Below are 21,795 nucleotides of genomic sequence, written 5' to 3'. Positions count from 1 at the left end.
TTCAGCATATGGTGCCCAAGATTGCAGTTGTGGAAGACGAGGAAGCGTTGAGCGTCCTGCTTCGTTACAATCTCGAGGCTGAGGGATACGACGTCGACACGATACCCCGTGGCGATGAGGCGGAAATCAGGCTGCAGGAGCGCATTCCGGATCTTCTTATCCTGGACTGGATGTTGCCCGGTGTCTCCGGTATCGAACTGTGCCGGCGCTTGAGAATGCGGCCGGAAACAGAACGCCTGCCCATCATCATGCTGACGGCGCGTGGCGAAGAGAGCGAACGGGTTCGCGGTCTCGCTACCGGCGCTGACGATTATGTCGTCAAGCCGTTCTCGACGCCGGAACTCATGGCCCGGGTCAAGGCCATGTTGCGCCGGGCCCGTCCGGAGGTTCTGTCGTCGGTGCTCAAATGCGGCGATATCGAACTGGATCGCGAGACCCATCGCGTTCACCGCAAAAGCCGCGAAGTGCGCCTCGGCCCCACGGAATTCCGCTTGCTGGAATTCCTGATGACGTCGCCGGGTCGGGTGTTTTCCCGCTCGCAATTGCTGGATGGCGTCTGGGGTCACGATATCTATGTCGACGAGCGCACTGTCGATGTGCATGTCGGACGTCTGCGCAAGGCCCTGAATTTCTCGCACATGCAGGATGTCATCCGCACGGTGCGTGGTGCGGGATATTCGATGGAAGCCTGAGCGAAGCGGAACCAGATGGTTTCGCTGGCGAAGTAGTGCACCAAAAAATCAGGAAGCCCGAAATCTGAAACGGTTTCGGGCTTTTTCAATATGAATATCCGCCAAACTCGATGCCATTGTCCGTTTTGACCGGAGGAGATCGGCTGCGCGTTGAAATCCGGATTGAAGGGTCACGCCCAATAGTAAGGGGAAAGGGTGTGGCCTGCCATCAAGCCGCCCAGAAAGCGGCTTTATTTTTGTCATAAAAAAACGGGCCCGAAGGCCCGTAATTTTTGAGTGCTGAATGCGTGCCGCAACACTCAAGCCTTGCGGCGCTCGCTCACCGGCTGGTAGGCGAGTTTCGCATGGAACTTGCAATAGGGCGAAGATTCCAGCGCTTCACAACCGCAGAAATGGAAGTCGTCCTTCAGCGGATCGCCAACCGGCCATTTGCAGGTGCGCTCGGTCAGTTCCGTCAGCGTCAGGCGACGGGAAATGGGCGTGACAACGTTCTTGGAAGGAACGTAATCGAGAACCTGCGCGGTCTCGATATCGATCTCCTCGTGCAGCGCCGTTGCCGCGTTCGAACGGGTGAGGATGCGCGCCGGTGCCGCGTTGACGCGACCTGCGAAAGTCGTCGCACGCGGGGCAGGGGCAGCGGTGCGCTTCGGCGCGGAGCGTGCCGAAGTCACTGGACCGCCAGCCTTGACGCGTCCCGGCAGATTGAGACGATGGACCTTGCCGATCACGGCATTACGGCTGACGCCGCCCAGCTGCGCTGCAATCTGGCTGGCGCTAAGGCCCTCGGACCACAATTTCTTGAGCTTTTCGACTCGTTCGTCTGTCCAGTTCATGCCGCTTCTCCGCTTGTCGCGTGTATTTTCGGCAGAATCCCTCTCCGTCTCGCGCGCATGCCGCAAGCGTGGTTTCCGCCTGATTTTCGGTGACTAGTTCCGCCGCAATGCAGTCTAGTAATTAGCGATTAACCTAGTGCCAGCCCGACTCCGTGGCAAGAGTCGCGGGAATCATCTGGAATCGATTTTCCGGTTTTCCCCAACTTGCTGGCGTATTGAGTCTGAAAGGCAACACCTTGGGGCTGGCCCGCCGCCGCATACTAGTGCTTGAGAAGCCCGGGAAACGCTGACTTTTGTTGACATCGGCAAACGAAGTGACAATAGTGCCCCTGCCGCCGCAAGGCGGCATTTTGATTTTCAGGCGAGGGATAACCCCGCAAGCCTATTGACAACAGTTTGACAGCGCATCTGCGCAAGGAGTGATACAGCCATGGCCGAAGCCGGCGCGCCATTGTTTGATACGTTTTCAAGAGCCCCCCTGCGCTTCGAGCGCGGTGAGGGTGTATGGCTGTTCACGGAAAGCGGCGAGCGATATCTGGATTTTGCGGCCGGTGTTGCTGTCAACTCGCTGGGCCACGCCCATCCTCACCTCGTTGATGCGATCAAGACGCAGGCCGAGAAGGTCTGGCACGTCTCGAACCTTTATGAAGTACCGGGACAGGAAAAACTCGCCAGGCGCCTGACGGAAGCGACTTTCGCGGACAAGGTATTCTTCACAAATTCAGGCGCGGAAGCCCTGGAATGCGCCATCAAGACCGCCCGCCGTTATCACTATACCAAGGGCCATCCGGAGAAGTTCCGCATCGTGTCCTTCGAAGGCGCTTTCCATGGCCGTACACTGGCGACGATCGCCGCGGGTGGCCAGCAGAAATACCTCGAAGGTTTCGGTCCCAAGGTCGAAGGTTTCGATCAGGTTCCGTTCGGTGATGTCGATGCCCTCAAGGCCGTCATCACGGCTGAGACTGCTGCACTTCTGATCGAGCCCATCCAGGGCGAGGGCGGCATTCGCTCGCCCAGCAAGGAATTCCTGCAAATCCTGCGCGGATTGTGCGACGAGCACGGCCTGCTGCTGATTTTCGATGAGGTCCAGACGGGTGTCGGCCGCACAGGCAAGCTGTTTGCTTATGAACATACCGGTGTTGCGCCCGATATCATGGCGGTCGCCAAGGGTATCGGTGGCGGTTTCCCGCTCGGCGCATGCCTTGCCACGGCAGATGCCGCTTCCGGCATGACGGCGGGCGTACATGGCACCACCTATGGCGGCAACCCGCTGGCCATGGCAGTCGGCAATGCCGTGCTTGACGTCGTTCTCTCCGAAGGTTTTCTCGAGAAGGTCCGTGACGTCGCGCTGGTCTTCCGGCAGGGTCTCGCCTCGCTCAAGGACCGTTATCCTGACGTGATCGAGGAAATTCGCGGCGAAGGCCTGCTTCTGGGCATCAAGGCGAAGATTCCTTCGGGCGAATTGCTGCAGGCCATGCGCGCAGAGCATCTGCTTGGCGTGCCTGCGGGCGACAATGTCATCCGTCTTCTGCCGCCGCTCGTCACCACGGCGGAAGAGGCCCGTGAGGGTCTTGCACGTATCGACGCGGCTGCCGCCTCCCTGACGGTTGCGAAACAGGCAAAAAGCGCCTGAAAAAATCAAGAGCGGGCCTCTCTTCAGGGGCTCGCAAGCATGGGACAGATTAGAATGGGTTCACCAAAACATTTTCTGGACCTCTCGGCCGTCGGGTCGGAGGATCTGCGGACAATTCTTGATGATGCGCGCACGCGCAAGATTGCCACCAAAACCGGCACGGCGGAAAAGCCGCTTGCTGGCAAGATGCTGGCAATGATTTTCGAAAAACCGTCCACACGCACCCGCGTCTCCTTCGATGTCGGCATGCGCCAACTCGGCGGTGAGACCCTTTTCCTGTCGGGCACGGAAATGCAGCTGGGCCGCGCGGAAACGATTGGCGATACGGCCAAGGTGCTGTCGCGCTATGTCGATGCCATCATGATCCGCACCACGGATCACTCGCGTCTGCTCGAGCTTGCCGAACACGCCACCGTGCCTGTTATCAATGGCCTGACGGACGACACGCATCCCTGCCAGATCATGGCGGATATATTGACGTTCGAGGAACATCGCGGCCCGGTCAAGGGCAAGACCATTGCCTGGACGGGTGACGGCAATAATGTGCTGCATTCGTTCGTGGAAGGCTCCGCCCGTTTCGGTTACCGCATGGCGATGGCAGTACCGATGGGTTCGGAACCGCACGACAAGTTCCTGAACTGGGCACGCAACAATGGCGGCGAAATCTCGCTGTACCACGATGCCGACAAGGCAGTGGCGGGCGCTGATTGCGTCGTCACCGATACCTGGGTGTCCATGAACCAGGAACACAAGGCGCGCGGCCACAATATCTTCCAGCCTTATCAGGTCAATGAAGCGCTGATGGCGAAGGCCAACAAGGAAGCGCTGTTCATGCACTGCCTGCCGGCGCATCGCGGCGAGGAAGTAACGGATGCAGTGATCGACGGGCCGCAATCGGTGGTCTTCGACGAGGCGGAAAACCGGCTCCATGCGCAGAAGTCCATTATCGCATGGTGCATGGGCGTCATCTGACCGCTATCGGCCGGGTGCTTGAACTCGGCGATGCACATTCCCATCTGTGGGGCTTCGAAGACGCTCGTCGGCTTTTCGCTGGCGGGCCACCTCACGATTTGCACGATTTTCCCCGGAGGCGGTTTCGCTTCCCGGATCTCTGTGCGACAAGCTGAAAAAGTACATTTTAAAAGCCGGACTTTTGGACGGTAGCGGCGCAACGGCTGCGCCAAGGAGTTATGACATGGCAGATGTAACGGTTGAACTGGACAATCTCGATTTAGCTGGCGACGACAAGGTTGTGCCCTTTCAGGTCGAAGGTCTGGACGTGCGCGGTCGCGCCGTACAGGTCGGGCCGCTGTTGAATGCCATCCTCGAACGTCACGAATATCCCGAGATTGTCGCCCGCCTGCTGGCGGAAGCAACGGTTCTGACGGCGCTGATCGGCACATCCCTGAAATTTTCCGGCAAGCTGACCGTGCAGACGAAGGGCGACGGCCCGGTTGACCTTCTGGTGGCGGATTTCACCGCGCCCGAGAGCATGCGCGCTTATGCCCGTTTCGATGAGGAGCGGCTGGCGGAAGCTGTTGCTGCGGGGCAAACCTCGCCCGAACAACTGCTCGGAACCGGCATTCTGGCCTTCACCATCGATCAGGGCGTCGGCATGCAGCCTTATCAGGGCATCGTGCCGCTGGACGGTTCTTCGCTGGAAGAAATCGCCGGGGTTTATTTCCGTCAGTCGGAACAGCTTCCCACCCGCGTGCGCCTCGGCGTTGCCCAGTTCTTCGACCGTGACGGCGAAGGCAAGCCGCGCCATAGCTGGCGTGCAGGCGGCGTGATTGCCCAGTTCCTGCCGCAGGCGCCCGAGCGTTTGCGCATGCGCGATCTCCATGGCGGTGACGGCGACGAGGGCGATTATGAAGTGGCCGAGGACGATGCCTGGACAGAGGCAGTGTCGCTGCTGAATACGGTGGATACCGACGAGCTGACCGATCCGCAGGTGCCAGTGGAGCGTCTGCTTTACAGGCTTTTCCACGAGAGCGGCGTGCGCATCTACGATCCGCAGGTCATTTTCGACCGTTGCAGCTGTTCACGTGACAAGATCAAGGGTGTGCTGTCCGGTTTCACCGCCGAAGAGATCAAGGCGAGTGAGGAAGACGGTGCGATTGCCGTGACGTGCGAGTTCTGCTCCACGACCTATCGCTACGATGTCAGCGAGTTTGAAAACGTCTGACGAGGAGAGCCGCGCTTGTGAATGGCGCGGCTTTTTTGTCAGTTCAGCACCCGCAACAGGCCGGGTGAATCCAGTGAAAAGGCGGGGATGGTGACGTTGAACACCTCGCCTTTGTCCGTTTCCATTTCATAATGGCCAAACATAAGGCCTGACGGCGTATCCAGCGGGCAGCCGGATGAATATTCGTAACTGTCGCCGGGGTTCAGATGCGGTTTTTCGCCGACGACACCCGGCCCGTAGACCTCATCCACCTGTCCGTTCTGGTCGGTGATGTGCCAATAGCGGTTGACGAGTGTTATCGGAACATCGGAATTGTTCGAGATCACGACTTTATAGCCCCAGACATAACGATCGTCATCCGGGTCGGACTGCTCCTCGAGATAATACGGATCGACCGTTACCTCGATATCCCTTGTCAGAGCACGATACATACGCGCCACACCTCGATATTTTCCCTGCTGCCATCATCCTACACTACAGGTTCTGGCTATCGTCAAGAAAATGAATGACTTGACGACCACGTGCATCTTCTGTTGCGCCGTTTTTTCACCGTTAGGGATAACGGTAAAGGTAAATATTGGTTGCCCGACGCGGGCTTTCACCCAGGCGGGATGCGTGCCATGGCCCGACGGGGAAGTCGGGCCATGGCGGTATGTCGACTGAATCCTTAAACTGAAACGGCCGCAAGACCCTTCGCCAGATCTTCCAGCAGATCGTCCGTATCTTCGATACCGCAGGAAAGACGCAAGGTCCCGCCGGAAATACCCAGTTCGGCACGCGCCTCGTCGGTCAGGTTCTTGTGCGTCGTGGTGCCAGGGTGGGTAATGAGGCTCTTGGCATCGCCGAGATTGTTGGAAATCTTCACGATATCAAGCGCGTTCTGCAGTGCGAATGCCGCTTCCTTGCCACCCTTCAGTTCGAAAGCCACGAGCGTCGAGCCGCCCGACATCTGCCGCGCGATGATGTCTGCCTGCGGATGGTCGGCGCGACCGGGATAGATCACTTTGGCAACCTTGCCGCTGTCGGCGAGGAAATCGGCGATCTTCGAGGCATTGGCCGTCTGCTGCTTGACACGCAGCGGCAGGGTTTCGATGCCCTTCAGCAGCGTCCAGGCATTGAACGGCGACATGGCTGGGCCGGTGTGGCGGAAATAGTCCTGCAGCTCTTCCTCAATCCACTTCTTGTCGGAAAGGATCACGCCGCCAAGGCAACGGCCCTGACCGTCAATATGCTTCGTCGCCGAATAAACGACGATGTGGGCGCCGAGTTCGAGTGGCTTCTGGAAAAGCGGTGTGGCGAAAACATTGTCGACAACCACTTTCGCGCCGATCTGGTTGGCGAGCTTCGCCACACCGGCAATATCCACCACTTCGAGCGTCGGGTTGGTCGGGCTTTCGAGGAAAAACAGCTTGGTGTTCGGCTGGATCGCCTTTTCCCAATTGTTGAGATCGCGTCCGTCGATCAGCGTGCACTCGATGCCGTATTTGGGTGCAAGCGTTTCTACCACCCAACGGCAGGAGCCAAAAAGCGCGCGGGCAGCAACGATGTGATCGCCGGCACGCAGCTGGCACATGATGGCGGCTGTCACGGCGGCCATGCCGGAGGCAAGCGCACGGGCGTCTTCCGCACCTTCCAGCAGGCACATGCGCTTTTCGAACATGTCATTGGTCGGGCTTGCATAGCGGGCATAGATGAAGCCATCCGTTTCGCCCTTGAAGCGCGCTTCGGCGGCTTCGGAGTTTTCGTAAACGAAACCCTGGGTCAGATAGATCGCTTCCGACGTTTCACCATAGGGTGAGCGTAGCGTACCACCGTGAACGAGCTGGGTTGCCGGGCGCCATTTATTGCTCATGTGATCACCTCAAAACAAAAAAACCGGTCGCAAAAGCAGACCGGTTCCTAGCACCCGGTCTTTTTAGCCACTTGTTTAACGTGGCTGCAAGCCGACCGGCCAAATCACCACGGGATAAGCTTGCCATACTGCCGTTACCGGCTTGCGTCAATGCTTTCCTTTTGGTTTTGTCGCCGTAAAAAGGAATGATGATCATGACCAGAACCACGGGCATTTTGGCGGATGGCGCGATCAGGGCGCTGTTTGCGGGCGGCAAGCTGAAAAGCGAGGCTGATCTCGATGTCGATCAGGTGCAACCCGCCAGCCTCGATCTGCGACTGGGCTCCAAAGCCTATCGCGTGCGCGCCAGTTTCATGCCCGGCCCCGGAACCCGAGTCATCGACAAGCTCAACCGCTTCAGCCTGCACGAGGTCGATCTGAGCGAGGGGGCGGTGCTGGAAACCGGTTGCGTCTACATCGTGCCCTTGATGGAGAGCCTGGAGCTGCCGGCGGATATGTCGGCTTCGGCCAATCCGAAAAGCTCGACTGGGCGTCTTGATATCTTCACCCGCGTCATGACCGACAATGCGCAGGAATTCGACAAGATACCTGCGGGCTATGCCGGCCCGCTCTATCTGGAAATCAGCCCGCGCACCTTCCCGGTCGTCGTGCGCCGTGGCTCGCGCCTCTCGCAAATCCGTTTCCGCATCGGCCACTCGTTGCTCAACGAGGCCGAGCTTCTGAAATTGCACGAGACGGAGATGCTGGTCGCCAGCGAAACCCCTAATGTGACCGGCGGCGGCATCGCGCTTTCCATCGACCTAAAGGGTTTTGGTGAAAAAGGGCTGATCGGTTATCGCGGCAAGCATCACACGGCGGTGGTAGATGTCGACAAGAAGGCTCAGCACGATGTTCTCGATTTCTGGGAACCTCTATACGCCCGCGGCCGTGCCGAACTGATCCTCGATCCGGATGAGTTCTATATTCTCGTTTCGCGTGAAGCCGTGCATGTACCGCCACTTTATGCGGCCGAAATGACGCCCTTCGATCCCTTGGTGGGCGAGTTCCGCGTGCATTATGCGGGCTTCTTCGATCCAGGCTTCGGCCATGCGCAGGCGGGCGGCACGGGCAGCCGCGCCGTTCTCGAGGTGCGCAGCCACGAGGTGCCATTCATCCTCGAACACGGCCAGATCGTCGGCCGGCTGGTTTACGAGCACATGTTGCAAAAACCTGATGGCCTCTACGGCAGCGGCCTTGGCTCCAACTATCAGGCACAGGGCCTGAAGCTCTCCAAGCATTTCCGCGCGGAGTAATGATCCTGTCGGGTGCTTGACACCCGATAAGAACTGTCCGATGTCTTGTGCGCGGCGCGGGTGTAGCTCAATGGTAGAGCAGCAGCTTCCCAAGCTGAATACGAGGGTTCGATTCCCTTCACCCGCTCCATATTTTCAAGGCAATCCAAACAACTTCCTGGCCAGCCAAAAGCGCGCATGTCACCGCCATCGCTGCGGCAAACGTGCGACTATGCGATTTAGCTTGACTACAATTAAATTGCACGTAATAGTTGATGCGGTCGTAACATTATTGGGGGAGTGTTATGAGTCGCAAGCTTCTTTCGGAATTTCTTGGCACTTTCTGGCTCGTGTTCGGAGGTTGCGGCAGTGCGGTTTTTGCCGCTGCTTTTCCTGAACTCGGCATTGGCTTTCTCGGTGTCGCTTTCGCTTTCGGTCTGACGGTTTTGACCATGGCATATGCGGTCGGGGGTATTTCGGGCGGTCATTTTAATCCAGCCGTTTCCGTCGGTCTGTCCGTTGCTGGCAAATTTCCGGCATCGAACCTCGTTCCTTACATAGTGGCGCAGGTTCTGGGTGCGATCGTCGCGGCGGGGGCGCTTTATGTCATCCTTACCGGTAAAGCCGGTGCCGATATTGGCGGTTTTGCCGCAAATGGTTACGGGGAACATTCACCGGGTGGATATTCGCTCGTGTCGGCGCTGCTGATCGAAGTCATTTTGACGGCATTTTTCCTGATCGTCATTCTGGGATCGACGCATGGCAGGGTTCCCACTGGTTTTGCGCCGATCGCCATCGGCCTTGCTCTCACACTTATTCATCTGATCTCCATTCCGGTCACCAATACATCCGTCAATCCGGCCCGCTCGACGGGACAGGCGTTGTTTGTTGGTGGATGGGCGCTGCAACAGCTCTGGCTGTTCTGGCTCGCTCCGATCCTCGGCGGCGCAATCGGCGCCGTGGTCTGGAAACTTTTCGGCGAGAAAGACTAAGGCTCAAAGCCCGCTTTCTCCGGCCCGCACAGACATGAATGGGAAGCATTGTTTCCCCGAATGGTCGGGGAAACCTGTGAGGAGGATGACATGGATCTTACTTCGATATTGGCCCAAATTGTCGGCGGTGCGGTTGGTGGTTCGGCCGGCGGAAAAATACTCAAGGATTCCGATCTCGGTGCGCTCGGCAACCTGATTGCCGGCGCTATTGGCGGCATCGGCGGAGGAGCCGTGCTCGGATCGCTGCTCGGGACGGCGGGAACTGCTGCCGCCGGCGGCATGGATATAGGTGCTCTTGCCGGCCAGCTTGTTGGCGGCGGCGTCGGCGGCCTGATTGTCCAGATCATTGTCGGCCTCATCAAGAACAAGCTCGTTACCAAATAGAGCTGCTCGGCCGATCTTTTGCGAAGCGATAAAGCTTGCCGATGGAGAAGCCTCGATCGGCAAGGCTTTTTGGTTTGTGCCATATCCGCAGTGGCGGCGCTGACGGAACCGGAATTCGTTTATAAAATCTGGTCGTCAGGCCTTGTTCCTGATGACCGGCATATGCGGCGTCTTGTTCCAGACGAACGGCTTGGTTTTCAATTCCACCACGGCGCGCCATGCGGCGAGTGACAGCATCAGCCAGTAAAGCGGGATCGCCAACCAGCGCCGTCCGACCTGTTGTTTCTCATGAGCTATCATCCTGTTTCTGCCCATCAGTACGAAGATGGCGTAGCTTCCGAAAATATTCAGCGTATCGATGAAAAACAGAATGCCCTGCCAGGAAAGCAGCATATCCGCGCCGTTTTCCCGGATTGCTATGGCCATGAAGGCGAAGGAAACAAACAGCAAGGGATGGGCCAGCGACGACAGAAGCATGCCGCCAATCAGCAGCTGAAAGACGATATAGGCGATCCATCCCATGCGGTGCGCGGTCGTGAAGGGCGAGCGGGTCATGACCAGCCAGCTTTGCAGCCAGCCCTTGTACCAACGCGCGCGCTGGTTCAGCCAGACGGAAAGGGAGGTTGGAGCATCCTCCAGTGTCTGCCGCCGGATGACACCACAGCGATAACCCAGCCTGTGCAGCCGGAGGCCCATATCGGCATCTTCCGTCACATTATAGGGGTCCCATCCTCCCACCCGGCGTAAAACGGCGGTGCGGAAATGGTTGGAGGTGCCACCAAGCGGCAGCGGTAACCTGCACGCTGCAAGAACGGGCAACATGCAGCGGAAAAGGCCGGAATATTCCAGTGCGAAACAGGCGCTGAGCCAGGAGGAACTGGCATTGCTGATAATAAGCGGCGCCTGCACACAGGCCACCTCGTCCGGCTGGTCGCGGAAGGCGGCATAGGCCTCGCGCAATTGCAGCGGATGCGGCCGGTCCTCGGCGTCGTAAACGGCAACGAAAGTGCCACGCGCGCCGGAAAGCGCATAGGTCAGGGCCTTGGGCTTCGTGCGTGGCATGGATGGCGGCACCCTGACGATCTCGATATGCGGACCGGGATTTATCCGCTGGATGGCCTCGATCGTCGCTACGTCGTCTGCCTCGCAGACGAGCTTGATATCGAGCCGGGATTTGGGCCAGTCCAGCCGCTCCAGCGCATGAATGAGCTGCTCAACGACCGCCTCTTCGCGATAAAGCGGCATAAGAATAGTGTAGACCGGCAGCTCTCCGTCCTGCTGGAGTGGTATGACGTTTTTCGGATCGTTTCCTTTTGGCGTATGGACGAGTGCAAACAACCTGAAAAGCAAGGTGGAGAGATAAAGCATCGTGAGGGTGACGTGAATATAGGCCAGGGCCGCCTGCGTATAAAACAGTAGCGACAGAACGAGCAGGGTAACGAAAATGCCGCTGACAAAACCCTGCTCGCCATGCAGCGTGATCCTTGCGGAATGCTGTGGCGCCGCGTTGAAAAGCTGATGTCGCGTGTCTCGGCAGCGGCGTGCTTCGCCCGCCTTCCAGATCGCGCTGCGCATGGCCTGTGGCGTGGTCACGGCAAGTTCTTCAAGAAGATACGGACGCTGATCGAGGATGCCTTTCAGCAATTCCATTCTTGCCAGTTCCGGCACGATCAGCAGCACTGGCTTACCATTCAGCGGTGTCAACCGCAGGAGCCGTGGTTCGGCTAGTTGCGCGTCCAGGTGATTGATGTCTGCCACACGACCCGGATCGATTTCCGGTCGAAACGGCAATCGCAACAATCTGGCAAAAGCACCGTAATACGCATCCGCATCGACTAGGCCGCTCGCCAGCAATTCGTCTTCCACGGTTGAGCCGTTTTTGAGGGCCTGCTCTTCGAATGCAGCGATATAAGGCTTGCCGAATCCCAGCGAAGAGAGAAAGCGTGTTGGCCCATGCTCGTCCGGTTCGGGCGCTGTCCAAAGCGGATTGTCGCTGATGAGCGAAAACGCAATTTTTCGCCCCGCTGACGTCGTGCGGAACGATTCTCGTGTATAGTGCTTAAAATAATCCATGCATCGCCGCCGCCGTCATGGTAACGCCCTGCTTCTTGCTACGGACAGTATAGATGAGAATGATGAATGTAACGCGAAATATAGGTATTGGTTTTACTTTAGCTATCGCTTTACAATTCGGTGGTAATTTGGGAAAACTTCACGCGGAAGGTCTCTCGGACAGAAACCGCATGCCGGTGCTGTTTGATGCGCAGGAGCGGTTTCCGGGTGGCGATCTCTCCTCCGTGCCCCGGATCAGGTTTTTGATGTCGGTCGATTTCCCACCCTTCAATTTTACCGATCAGGAAGGCCGGCTTGCCGGTTTTCATGTCGATCTGGTGCGCGAAATCTGCGCCCAGCTGAAAGTTGAGAGCAAATGCCAGGTGCAGGCACTGCCGTTTGACGAGCTGGAGGCAGCGCTGGAAATGGGAGAGGGCGAAGCGGTGATTTCCGGCATTGCCACCACCGCCGATCTGCGAAAGAGTTTCACCTTCTCGCGACCCTATCTGCTGTTGCCCGCGCGTCTTGCCGTCAACAAAGCGGCGAAATTCACTGGCTCCGGCGCAGATGCCCTGTCGGGAAAGAAGGTGGGTGTGGTCACGGGCTCGCGGCACGAACAGATGCTCAAGGCATTTTTTCCCAAAGCCTCGGCTGAAGGCTTTAATGGTTACGAACCCATGTATGAGGCGTTGAAGACGGGCAAGGTGGACGCCGTTTTTGCGGATGGGCTGCGCCTGCCTTTCTGGGTTTCGGGAAGCGCGTCCGGTGCTTGCTGTGCGCTTTTCGGCGGACCTTATTTATCCGACAGATTTCTTGGCGAAGGCCTTTCCATCATGGCAGTTGATCCGGACGATGTGCTTGTACCGGCCTTTGATCAGGCGCTTGCCGCACTTTCGCGCAATGGCCGGCTGGAAGAAATCTACCGGCGTTATTTCCCCTACGGGCTTTATTAGAGAAATCCGGTTTCACTCGGCTCGGCGCCCGGATGACGTTCTATTTGGCGGGCGCAAAGGCTTTTTCGTTGTGCCGCAATCGCAAAAGCGCGATCCAAACGGCGGCGGCGATGGCGGCTTCCACGAAGAAATAGCTGCCGATCGTTCCGGAAATGCTGAACGACCAGGTGAGGAAGGCGACGATAACGGAGCCGATGAGATTGCCGCTGTTCCATATCTTGGCGCGGATATCCTGCCGTCCGGATGCGCCAAGCGCCTCAAGCGCGGTTGCCGCAACGGCCATCGGCAGCACGACCCAGCAAAGGATACGGGTGATGATCGGCAGCGAGACGTATTCGTCGCCGAACAGTAGCGGCAGGAAGGGTGCGATGATGAAGATGACCAGCGCGCTGCCGACTGCGATGACAAGCGCTGCCTTCAGCACATTATAAGCGCGCTCTATAGTCTTTCCGATACCCTGCAGGGCGGCTGAGGCCGACCCCGGATAGATCAGCCGGTTGAGAGCCTCGACGGAGAGGTATGAGCTGTCGAGAATTCGCCGGGCAATGGAGTAGCTGCCCAGAACCTCGGCGCTGGCAACGGCACCGAGAACGAGAATATCGGCATTGCCACGCACGGCCTTGAACAGGAACTGGGTGGAAAACAGGATGCCGATGCGGATTTCATCGCGAACGATCCGAAAGACCGGCCGACCGAGCCTGCCGATCGCCTTCAGCGAAATCACTGCCGCAATCGTATGGGCAGCCAGGTTCCACAGGGCCCAGGCCTCCACCGTCTCCACCTTGAAGATGAGACAGGCGACCACGGCGGCAATTGTGCGGGCAACGGCGAACATCACTTCCAGCTTGTTGGCGGAGGCGAAGTCGGAATGGGCGATGAAGCTTTGGGTCGAAAGCGAAATGACTTTCAGAAGGATGAGGTTCGTCACCAGGATCACGAAAGTGGTGATGAGGGTATGCAGCAATGTTTCCGACGTCGGGAAAAACACCGGGATCGTGACCATGCCGATGATGGTCAGCACAATGCCGGTAGCGGCGCTCAAGAGATAGCTGTGGCCGAGCATCACGGGAAACATGCTGCGATCCTGCGCCACGCGGCGGATCAGCGATTCCTGCGAACCGAAACCACAAATCTGTACGCCGAGATTGGTCACGGCCGTGATCGAGGCATAGAGCGCGAATTGTTCCACGCCGAGATGGCGGGCAAGCAGGGCGAAGGTCAAAAGCTGGGCGGCGCTGGACATCAAAAGCGCCCCGCCGGATGCCATATAGGTCAATCCCAGTCTGACTAGATGGCTGAACCGCGGTGTATTCAACGACACCTTATTCTCCGTGCTTTCCGGCGTCGCCGGGCGAATTCAAGATAACTGCCGTGTTCTTAAAATTGATGAACTGGAAAACCCGGCAAGGGGGCAATAATTCGAAGGCCGTCGACCTCTATGAATGGCAGTTGCCCAGTCTTAGCCTTCTTGAGGTAAGAGAGGGTTAAAGCAATTGTATAATAATGATGATAATGACTGTTATGGTTATTTGGACATGGCCCGGTTTCAAAAAGGGTTTCGTTGTTCGTCACAAGGCAGGCCAATGATCCGATTATCCTTTTTCGATGTGGCCGACGATGCCGCCTTTTACTGATACGCAGTCCATTCCTGTACAAAGCAACAGCATGTCGCTTACGGGCGGCCGTCGCGACGCGATTTTTTTCGTCGTCACGATGCTTTATATCTGGATTTCCGTTGCGCCTTTCGAAAATCTTGCGGCTGCACCCGTGCCGCACGCCGCCGCAAACCAGCTGACCGGGCTGGTAATTGCGCTGATGCTGGGTGTTTTTGCCCTGCGTCATCGGCTGACGGGGCTTTTGTTGCGGCCGCGTCTGCCCATTCTGCTGTTGTTTTCCTGGCTGGTGATTTGTTCGGTGCTTGGCTCCCAGCCTGGCACTTCGCTGCAACGTTTGCTCTTTACGGGCCTTCTGTGCTTCATCACCAGCGTCCTCGTCGTCATGCCGCGCGACAGGCGGCAGTTCGACCGGATGATGGCCATCTTCGCCGTCATCCTGCTGGCGCTCTGCTACTTCGGGGTGATCTTTCTGCGCTCGCGCTCGATCCACCAGCCCTACGATCTCGATGAAACGGCGCTCGCCGGCGATTGGCGCGGCATCTTCAATCACAAGAATGCCGCCGCTCCGGCCATGATCATTCTCGTCATGATCGGGCTTTACCTGCGCAATAGCTGGTCGACGGTCGGCGGCATTGTCATCACGCTTCTGGCAGGGTTCTTCCTCTGGAAAACCAACGGGAAGACCGCAGCGATGCTGTTGCCCGTCACTGTTGCGCTGGTCTGGGTCATGGAAAGACATGCCGGTCGGACATTGCTGATGATCGGAGGTCTTCTGGCTTTCCTCAACATCCTCGCGGTCGGCTCCACCTATTTTCCGAGCATACGGCATGTGGTCGATAGTCTGGGGATCGATTCCACCTTTACCGGCCGAACGGATATATGGCGCCTGTCCTTCGACACGTTTGCGCAATCGCCGATCTTCGGGCAGGGTTTTCAGGCATTCTGGACGAGTGACCGGCTTCTGGCGCAGGCCGATACTGCCGGCACCTGGGCGGTCACCGCCTTCCATGCCCATAACGGCTTTGTCGAAAGCCTGCTGAATGGCGGCCTGCCGGCCTTTGTTCTCATCGTCATATGGCTCGTCATCATACCCGCAAACGATTTTCGTATAGCTGTGAACAAGGGTACCGATCCGGCATTAACGCGGCTTTTTGCACGAATTTGGGTGTATGCACTGCTTTCTTCGTGTCTTGAGAGTAATTTCTTTACCGGAACCGGGCCTATCTGGTCTTCTCTACTGATTGCAATCTATTGTTTGAGGCATCAGGCGTACGACATACTTGAGCAGGGGCAGTAATTTGCAGACAGGCCGGGGGGCTTATGCATGACACAAAAAATCGGGACATTTGCAGACAGGATCAATAACCGGCTGGTGCAGTACTTTCCAGGACCGGCGGCGCTGATCAAAACGTCCGAACCAATCGTCTCCTTCACATTCGATGATGTGCCGGCGAGCGCCTGGACGAAGGGCGCGCGCATTCTGGAAAGCGAGGGTGTTCGCGGGACATTTTATCTCGCAGGTACTTTTATCGACAAACACTATGAACAGCAGGACATGATTTCAACCGAAGGCTGTTCGGAACTTGCAGCGGCCGGCCACGAGCTTGCCTGCCATACTTTTTCCCATCGCAAACTCTCGAGCTTTTCACGGCGCGGGCTTGAAGAGGATCTTGATCACAACGAAACCGTGCTGGGATCGTTCGCCGAAAACCGAGGCAGGCGGAATTTCTCCGTTCCTTTCGGCATGGCCTCGCCCGTCATGCAGCCCCTGTTGCGACGAAGGTTCAAGACCGCTCGCGGCATCATGCCTGGCATCAACCGGGGCAGCATCGATCCGTACAATCTTGCCGGGGTGGAGTTGCGCGCGGACCAAAACTATCTCGATGCCGCCGATCGTTGGCTCGAGGATGTTTTGCAAAATGGCGGCTGGCTCATCATTTTCACCCATGATGTTTCGCAGACGCCGAGCTTTTACGGTTGCCCGGAAGACAAACTTCAGAGCCTTGTCCGCAGGGCAGCTTCCGGCGGTGCGAAGATCATGACGGTTGATGCCGCGGCAACGTCACTCGGTCTGTAAAGGGATAGTATCGACGCCTGCTCTCTGAGTTGTGCCCGGGCAAGTAGGACGCCTGTCTTCGCAATGGCGGGTGTCTATTGGCTGGCCCAGATGATGCGGGCGATCCATTCCACATCGGCCATGTCGAAGCTGCGGTTCGGATGTTCGGGATTGAGCGAAAGAAGCTCGATATTCTTGGGGCTTTGCCGCGCCAGCACCTTGGCCATCACTTCGCCGTCTCGGCTTTTCAGCACCACGCGGTCGCCGCGCCGCACCTGCGCGCCCGGCTCCACGATCAGGATATCGCCGTCGCGGTAAAGCGGCATCATGCTTTCGCCCTGTACTTCCAGCGCGTAGACGCCCTGCTTGCGTTCGGGAGAAGAGGGGAACTCCACCACATCCCAGCCTTGACCGGCCGGAAAACCGCCATCGTCGAAAAAGCCGCCGGAGCCCGCCTGCGCAAAACCGAGCAGGGGGATGGCATTGTCCGCACCGGAAGGCTGCATTGTCTGCGTCCTGCCGAAAGCATAACCAAAAAACTGGTCGACGCTTGCCCCCGTCGCCTCCAGCACCTTGGATACCGATTCCGTCGAAGGCCAGCGTTTACGGCCATCCGGGCCGAAACGTTTCGATTTGTTGAACGAGGTAGGATCGAGACCGGCACGCTTCGCCAACGCCGAGGGCGTCAGCTGGTGACGCTTGGCAAGCGTATCGATGGCGCTCCAGATCGTCTCGTGTGAAAGCATGATGAAAGCCCGCAGGTGGAGCCCGTGGCGGAAAAGCTCCTGTCGTTTACTCCGCGGAATCTAGACCATATCCCGTCAGGAGTAAAGAAAAGAAAGGAATAAAATCCTCGATTATGCCACCATGGCCGATGTGTTTATCTTGCTGAGCTGTATCACCGCCTGTGTACGGCTATCGACCTTAAGCTTCAACAGAATAGCGGAGACATGCGCCTTGATGGTGGCTTCCGAAACATTCAGCGCATAGGCGATCTGCTTGTTCAGCAGGCCTTCGGCCAGCATGCCCAGAACCCGGCTCTGTTGCGGCGTCAGCGTTCTGAGCCGGCCGATGAGATCAGCCACGTCAGGATCATGCTCCTTTTCGCCCTGACAGCTTGCCGGTATCCACACATCCCCTTCAAGAACCGCGCGAATGCCATCCCTGATATCGTCGATGCCCGAGGATTTGGAAATAAAACCGGAAGCGCCGAGTTCGATGGACCGGCGAACAGTGGTTGCGTCGTCCGTTGCCGAAACGATGACGATGGGCAGGCTGGAAAATTCCGCCCGCAGCGCCATCAGGCCTGAAAATCCGCTGACACCCGGCATGGCGAGGTCCAGAAGCATCAGATCGGCGTCGTTGCACGCCGTCGCGGCACTTCTGGCAGCCTCGAAATCCCCGGCTTCCATGATTGTCTGCTGCCCGTCGAGACCGGATACGGCCTGTTTGAGGGCACCGCGAAAAAGCGGGTGGTCGTCTGCGATGATAATGACAAGTTCCGACATTCTGGCCCCCTCCCAAGGGCGTTATGCGGTTCTTTGAAAGGTATGGCGCACTCCCGTTTGCCGGCAGTCTAGACTGCTTCCGGCTCCTCTGCTGAAAGGTTGCTCTAATCGGTTGCGTATTACAAGAAAAAGCTTGGGAACAGCCGTCGCGGCAATAAAAATGCCGTGGAAACTGTGGACAATCGATCCGCTTTGCGGCAAACCGCCCAGACTGAAAAGCCTTGGAAAGCCTTCGGAGAGCCCCATGCACGAAACGCCCGCGATCATTTACAAAATCGTGCCGGAGACGTTGTGGAATGCAGCCAGGGCACAAGGCGTCTTCGAAGGCGCCGCCATCGATCTGACGGATGGGTTCATTCATTTTTCAACGGCAAAGCAGGCGGCCGAGACTGCCGCCCGGCATTTTTCCGGCCAGGCCGACCTGCTTCTGATCGCTGTTGATGGTGCAGCACTTGGCGACAAGCTGGTTTATGAACCCTCGAGAGGCGGCGATCTTTTCCCCCATCTCTATGCGTCTCTTCCCTTGACCGCCGTGCTTTGGGAAACGCCGCTTTCACTTGGCCACGATGGCCAGCACCAGTTTCCGGAGATTTTGTGATGAGCGGATTATTTTCCTCAATCGGCCGCAAGGGCCTGTTTCTTGTCGATCCGGAAAAGGCACATGGTCTGTCCGTGGCGGCGCTGAAAAGCGGCTTTCTGCCCACCTGCATGGTGCCGCACGATCCGCGTCTGCAGCAGACCGTTGCAGGCCTCGTTTTCCCCAATCCGCTCGGCATGGCGGCGGGTTACGACAAGAATGCGGAAGTCCCGGGACCACTTCTGAGGCTCGGTTTCGGCTTTACTGAAATCGGCACCGTCACGCCGCGTGGGCAATCCGGCAATCCCAAACCTCGCATCTTCCGTCTGGTTGAGGATGAAGGCGTCATCAACCGCCTCGGTTTCAACAATGAAGGCCATGCCGCAGCGCTGGAGCGCCTGAAGCAGGCGCAGCTACGCGGTATCGTCGGCGTCAATATCGGTGCCAACAAGGACAGCGAAGACCGCATCGCCGATTATGTGCAGGGCATCGAGGCCTTTTATTCGGTCGCATCCTATTTCACTGTTAACATCTCTTCGCCCAATACGCCGGGTCTGCGTGACTTGCAGGCGCGCGAAAGCCTCGCGGCACTTCTTGGCGCCGTGCTGGAGCGCCGCAGGGCAGAAGCCGAACGCTTTGGCAAACGCATTCCGATCTTCCTGAAGATCGCGCCCGATCTGACCGAGGAAGGGCTGGATGACGTGGCGGAAGAGGCGCTGGCCCATGATCTCGATGGCCTGATCGTCTCCAACACCACGCTCTCGCGTGAAGGTCTGCGGCCCGGTCCGCATAAGGGTGAGGCGGGTGGATTGTCCGGCAAGCCGCTATTCGAGCTGTCGACCACTGTTCTCGCCAAGATGCGCCGGCGCGTCGGCAGCAATCTGCCCATCATCGGCGTCGGCGGCGTTTCTTCGCCGGAAACGGCACTGGAAAAGGTAAGGGCAGGGGCCGATCTGGTTCAGCTCTATTCCTGCATGGTCTATGAAGGCCCCGGCCTGCCGTCGTCCATCGTCAAAGGCCTGTCGAAGCTGGTCTCTCGCGAAGGTGTGCAGTCAATTCGTGACCTACGCGACAGCACGGTCGACCGCTGGGCCGACCGCAAGCTTGGATGACGATGACCTGAACGGTCGAGACGCTGCGTCGGTTAAGATAATTGCTTATCGTGGTGGTGTGCTCTCCTGCCTCATCCCTGTGACAGGGACAGGAATGACGGTGGAGGCCCCCCCGTTATCTCACGCGCAGAGCACCATCGCCCAATAGGGCCGGTTGCGGCTTGCGGCATCATAGGCGACCGCGACGCCAAGGCCATTATATGGTCCGAGCATGTTTTCGAGATGATGTTTCGAGCCGATCCAGGCCTTGACGACACGCTCCACGCTGTCCTGCCCGGCCGCCACGTTTTCCGCTGCTGGTAGCGGCACATTGCCGTCCTTCATGCGGATGAGGAAACTGTCGGTCAGGCCGATCAGATGCGCCATCTTCTGCGCCTTGACCATGCGTCCGGCCTGATAAGCGGCCGCACCACTTGCCGCACTACTGAAGGAGAGTGGCGAAAGCCCTTTCGAGCGGCGCAACTCGTTGACCATTGGAAGCGCTGCCGCGGTCTCATCGCGGGTGCCTGACGGCATGCCCTTGTTTGTAGGCACGGAAACACAGGCGGAAAGAACGGAACCGGCGGAAATCAGCACGAAGCCGCGCCGCGTAAGCGTCTGGAAAGATGTGTCGGTCATGTCAGCGGCGATAGCTCAGAAGGCGCAGGATGATGAAAATGGGTATGACGATCGTCGCGCCAAGGATCAGATAGTCGCCGATTGCGCCAAGCGCGTGGAAACCGCTGCGCCACAGATCGACCACGAAGTCGCGTGCGCCATAGATGATATTCCATGGCGTCAATCCGAAGATCGCCATCAGAAAGCCGACAAGCAATGAAACCACCAGCAGCTTCACCACGGTGCGGGCCACCGTATCACCCAGCATTTTGTTGACCTCACCGGCCATCAGCAAGTCTCCTGTTTTGTCCTGACATATGAAGCACGCTGCTTCGATGCAAGTTTCGGTGCACTATATCGCGTCATATTCGCAATTCCATGAGTGCGCCATGAAATAGGACTTGAGTTTTTTTATGGCTTGATAAATGACAGCCGACATCTTCTCCAGGAAATCTTGAATGGCCCCAAACCAGTTTTCTTCCGGTGACGTCATTGCCGACCGCCGGGCGGACTATGCCCGCATGTTGGCGGAGAGCGGTGATTATCCCGCCGCCGCCGAACTCATGGAGCAGGCGCTTGAACTTGCGCCGCGGTGGACGGCGGGCTGGTTTCGCTTCGGGGAATATCATGAAAAGGCGGGGGAAACGGACAAAGCCGTGGCGGCTTACGAAAAAGTCGCCGAACTGGATACGGAAGGGCTGTTTGCAGCCGAACTGAAACTCGCGGTTCTCGGCGCCGCGGACACACCGGAGCAGCCGCCGAGCCGTTATGTGGAAGGGCTGTTCGACGATTATGCAGACCGTTTCGAAACGTCGCTCGTCGAGAAACTGGATTACAGCGTACCGCAGAAGCTGGCGGAACTGATCGGCAAGGCGACGGGAGGCGGCGTCTTCGACACCATTGTCGATATTGGCTGCGGCACCGGCCTTCTCGGCGTTGAAATCCGCTCCCTGGCGAAGCGGCTGGAAGGTTTCGACATTTCCCAGAACATGCTCGCCAAGGCGGAGGAAAAGGGACTTTACGACCATCTCGGCCAGGCCGATCTATCGCTGGAAGCTGACGCCTCGGGACTGTTCGCGCCGGCAATGCCGCACCACCGCGCGGACCTCGTCGCCGCCGCCGACGTGATGATGTATCTCGGCAGTCTTGAAACCGTCATGCCCCTCGTTTCGGCCCTGCTTGCGCCCTCCGGCTTCTTCGCCTTTTCGGTGGAGGACGCAGGGGATGAAGATGGTTTCGTGCTGCGGGAATCGCTGCGTTACGCACATTCGAAAAGCTATGTGAGCGGCCTTCTTGAGCGGGCGGGCTATTCTCTTATCGAAATCCGCAAAACCACCATTCGCAAGGATGCCGGAAAACCCCTTTCCGGCATTCTTTTTCTTGCCCGCGCCAAAGCCTGAACATTTCGTTTCTTGCCTTTTTCACGATAGGTCAGTCGTCCTTACGTATCCATCTTGATCGCGTGTTTGTTGCAGTGCAAAA

22 protein-coding genes, 1 tRNA gene and 1 riboswitch are annotated in these 21,795 nt (G+C 57.9%); of the genes, 14 read left to right on the top strand and 9 right to left on the bottom strand.

Annotated features, from left to right (window positions below):
- Window positions 1-8: 8 nt before the first annotated feature.
- The gene (gene phoB / locus ASD46_RS05000) at window positions 9-692 is read left to right on the top strand and encodes a phosphate regulon transcriptional regulator PhoB (RefSeq protein WP_003493692.1); all 684 of its coding nucleotides are present in this window, start codon (window positions 9-11) and stop codon (window positions 690-692) included.
- Between the two features lie 299 nt (window positions 693-991).
- Here the strand turns inward: phoB and ASD46_RS04995 are convergent, their stop codons facing one another.
- Window positions 992-1,525 carry a GcrA family cell cycle regulator gene (locus ASD46_RS04995; protein ID WP_003514924.1) on the bottom strand — a complete coding sequence of 178 codons (534 nt, stop codon included), beginning with the start codon at window positions 1,523-1,525 and terminating at the stop codon, window positions 992-994.
- Window positions 1,526-1,955: 430 nt separating this feature from the next.
- On the opposite strand from ASD46_RS04995, the gene ASD46_RS04990 reads away from it, so the two are divergent.
- The 3 genes from ASD46_RS04990 (at window position 1,956) to ASD46_RS04980 (ending at window position 5,343) form a co-directional block, all read left to right on the top strand.
- Window positions 1,956-3,158: an aspartate aminotransferase family protein gene (locus ASD46_RS04990; RefSeq protein ID WP_013635420.1), complete on the top strand. Its 1,203-nt coding sequence runs from the start codon at window positions 1,956-1,958 to the stop codon at window positions 3,156-3,158.
- Between the two features lie 54 nt (window positions 3,159-3,212).
- Window positions 3,213-4,130, top strand: coding sequence for an ornithine carbamoyltransferase (gene argF, locus ASD46_RS04985; RefSeq protein ID WP_003514928.1), 918 nt, complete (start codon window positions 3,213-3,215; stop codon window positions 4,128-4,130).
- 223 nt (window positions 4,131-4,353) lie between these two features.
- The gene (locus ASD46_RS04980; RefSeq protein ID WP_003514930.1) at window positions 4,354-5,343 is read left to right on the top strand and encodes an Hsp33 family molecular chaperone; all 990 of its coding nucleotides are present in this window, start codon (window positions 4,354-4,356) and stop codon (window positions 5,341-5,343) included.
- Window positions 5,344-5,381: 38 nt separating this feature from the next.
- Here the strand turns inward: ASD46_RS04980 and apaG are convergent, their stop codons facing one another.
- Together apaG and ASD46_RS04970 are read right to left on the bottom strand one after the other, a co-directional pair.
- Window positions 5,382-5,774, bottom strand: a complete 393-nt coding sequence (apaG, locus tag ASD46_RS04975) for a Co2+/Mg2+ efflux protein ApaG (protein ID WP_003514932.1) — start codon at window positions 5,772-5,774, stop codon at window positions 5,382-5,384.
- A 236-nt stretch (window positions 5,775-6,010) separates the two neighbouring features.
- Complete coding sequence (locus tag ASD46_RS04970) at window positions 6,011-7,195, bottom strand: O-succinylhomoserine sulfhydrylase (RefSeq protein ID WP_003514934.1); 1,185 nt, start codon at window positions 7,193-7,195, stop codon at window positions 6,011-6,013.
- Between the two features lie 42 nt (window positions 7,196-7,237).
- Window positions 7,238-7,316: riboswitch (SAM riboswitch) on the bottom strand.
- Window positions 7,317-7,389: 73 nt separating this feature from the next.
- On the opposite strand from ASD46_RS04970, the gene ASD46_RS04965 reads away from it, so the two are divergent.
- The 4 genes from ASD46_RS04965 (at window position 7,390) to ASD46_RS04950 (ending at window position 9,842) form a co-directional block, all read left to right on the top strand.
- Complete coding sequence (locus ASD46_RS04965) at window positions 7,390-8,487, top strand: 2'-deoxycytidine 5'-triphosphate deaminase (RefSeq protein WP_003514935.1); 1,098 nt, start codon at window positions 7,390-7,392, stop codon at window positions 8,485-8,487.
- Window positions 8,488-8,543: 56 nt separating this feature from the next.
- A tRNA-Gly gene (locus tag ASD46_RS04960) sits at window positions 8,544-8,617 on the top strand.
- A gap of 154 nt (window positions 8,618-8,771) precedes the next feature.
- Window positions 8,772-9,458 (top strand): aquaporin Z, encoded by a 687-nt coding sequence (aqpZ, locus tag ASD46_RS04955; protein ID WP_019564342.1) that lies wholly within the window; start codon window positions 8,772-8,774, stop codon window positions 9,456-9,458.
- A gap of 90 nt (window positions 9,459-9,548) precedes the next feature.
- Window positions 9,549-9,842, top strand: a complete 294-nt coding sequence (locus ASD46_RS04950; RefSeq protein ID WP_025592400.1) for a hypothetical protein — start codon at window positions 9,549-9,551, stop codon at window positions 9,840-9,842.
- A gap of 135 nt (window positions 9,843-9,977) precedes the next feature.
- Here ASD46_RS04950 and ASD46_RS04945 read toward each other — a convergent pair whose 3' ends face one another.
- A complete protein-coding gene (locus tag ASD46_RS04945) occupies window positions 9,978-11,915 on the bottom strand; it encodes a glycosyltransferase family 2 protein (RefSeq protein WP_025592401.1) in 1,938 nt (645 codons plus the stop codon).
- A gap of 170 nt (window positions 11,916-12,085) precedes the next feature.
- Between ASD46_RS04945 and ASD46_RS04940 the strand changes: the two genes are divergently transcribed.
- Entirely contained in the window at window positions 12,086-12,847 is a 762-nt protein-coding gene (locus ASD46_RS04940; RefSeq protein WP_019564339.1) for a transporter substrate-binding domain-containing protein, read from the top strand.
- 40 nt (window positions 12,848-12,887) lie between these two features.
- Here the strand turns inward: ASD46_RS04940 and uppX are convergent, their stop codons facing one another.
- Window positions 12,888-14,114, bottom strand: coding sequence for a Wzx-type polysaccharide biosynthesis protein UppX (gene uppX, locus ASD46_RS04935; protein ID WP_236772146.1), 1,227 nt, complete (start codon window positions 14,112-14,114; stop codon window positions 12,888-12,890).
- A 350-nt stretch (window positions 14,115-14,464) separates the two neighbouring features.
- On the opposite strand from uppX, the gene uppY reads away from it, so the two are divergent.
- Together uppY and ASD46_RS04925 are read left to right on the top strand one after the other, a co-directional pair.
- Entirely contained in the window at window positions 14,465-15,760 is a 1,296-nt protein-coding gene (uppY, locus tag ASD46_RS04930; RefSeq protein WP_025592405.1) for a Wzy-type polysaccharide biosynthesis protein UppY, read from the top strand.
- 27 nt (window positions 15,761-15,787) lie between these two features.
- Window positions 15,788-16,540: a polysaccharide deacetylase family protein gene (locus ASD46_RS04925; RefSeq protein WP_025592407.1), complete on the top strand. Its 753-nt coding sequence runs from the start codon at window positions 15,788-15,790 to the stop codon at window positions 16,538-16,540.
- A gap of 74 nt (window positions 16,541-16,614) precedes the next feature.
- Here ASD46_RS04925 and ASD46_RS04920 read toward each other — a convergent pair whose 3' ends face one another.
- Both ASD46_RS04920 and ASD46_RS04915 read right to left on the bottom strand, forming a co-directional pair.
- Window positions 16,615-17,265, bottom strand: coding sequence for a helix-turn-helix transcriptional regulator (locus ASD46_RS04920; RefSeq protein ID WP_003514944.1), 651 nt, complete (start codon window positions 17,263-17,265; stop codon window positions 16,615-16,617).
- A gap of 111 nt (window positions 17,266-17,376) precedes the next feature.
- Window positions 17,377-18,027, bottom strand: a complete 651-nt coding sequence (locus ASD46_RS04915; RefSeq protein ID WP_003514945.1) for a response regulator — start codon at window positions 18,025-18,027, stop codon at window positions 17,377-17,379.
- A gap of 244 nt (window positions 18,028-18,271) precedes the next feature.
- Between ASD46_RS04915 and ASD46_RS04910 the strand changes: the two genes are divergently transcribed.
- Complete coding sequence (locus ASD46_RS04910) at window positions 18,272-18,625, top strand: DUF952 domain-containing protein (protein WP_013635430.1); 354 nt, start codon at window positions 18,272-18,274, stop codon at window positions 18,623-18,625.
- The gene (locus ASD46_RS04905) at window positions 18,625-19,716 is read left to right on the top strand and encodes a quinone-dependent dihydroorotate dehydrogenase (RefSeq protein WP_013635431.1); all 1,092 of its coding nucleotides are present in this window, start codon (window positions 18,625-18,627) and stop codon (window positions 19,714-19,716) included. The genes ASD46_RS04910 and ASD46_RS04905 overlap by 1 nt, the downstream gene beginning before the upstream one ends.
- A gap of 120 nt (window positions 19,717-19,836) precedes the next feature.
- Here the strand turns inward: ASD46_RS04905 and ASD46_RS04900 are convergent, their stop codons facing one another.
- Both ASD46_RS04900 and ASD46_RS04895 read right to left on the bottom strand, forming a co-directional pair.
- Window positions 19,837-20,334 (bottom strand): CAP domain-containing protein, encoded by a 498-nt coding sequence (locus ASD46_RS04900; RefSeq protein WP_013635432.1) that lies wholly within the window; start codon window positions 20,332-20,334, stop codon window positions 19,837-19,839.
- Between the two features lies 1 nt (window position 20,335).
- Complete coding sequence (locus tag ASD46_RS04895; protein WP_003514949.1) at window positions 20,336-20,602, bottom strand: DUF6460 domain-containing protein; 267 nt, start codon at window positions 20,600-20,602, stop codon at window positions 20,336-20,338.
- A 169-nt stretch (window positions 20,603-20,771) separates the two neighbouring features.
- Between ASD46_RS04895 and ASD46_RS04890 the strand changes: the two genes are divergently transcribed.
- Window positions 20,772-21,713 (top strand): class I SAM-dependent DNA methyltransferase, encoded by a 942-nt coding sequence (locus ASD46_RS04890; protein WP_003514950.1) that lies wholly within the window; start codon window positions 20,772-20,774, stop codon window positions 21,711-21,713.
- The last annotated feature ends 82 nt before the right edge of the window (window positions 21,714-21,795 follow it).

This window comes from Rhizobium sp. Root491, assembly GCF_001427205.1.
Taxonomy (GTDB): Bacteria; Pseudomonadota; Alphaproteobacteria; order Rhizobiales; family Rhizobiaceae; genus Agrobacterium; species Agrobacterium tumefaciens.
The sequence above is the reverse complement of the archived record's forward strand: the minus strand, read 5'-3'. Positions and strand labels throughout refer to the sequence as shown.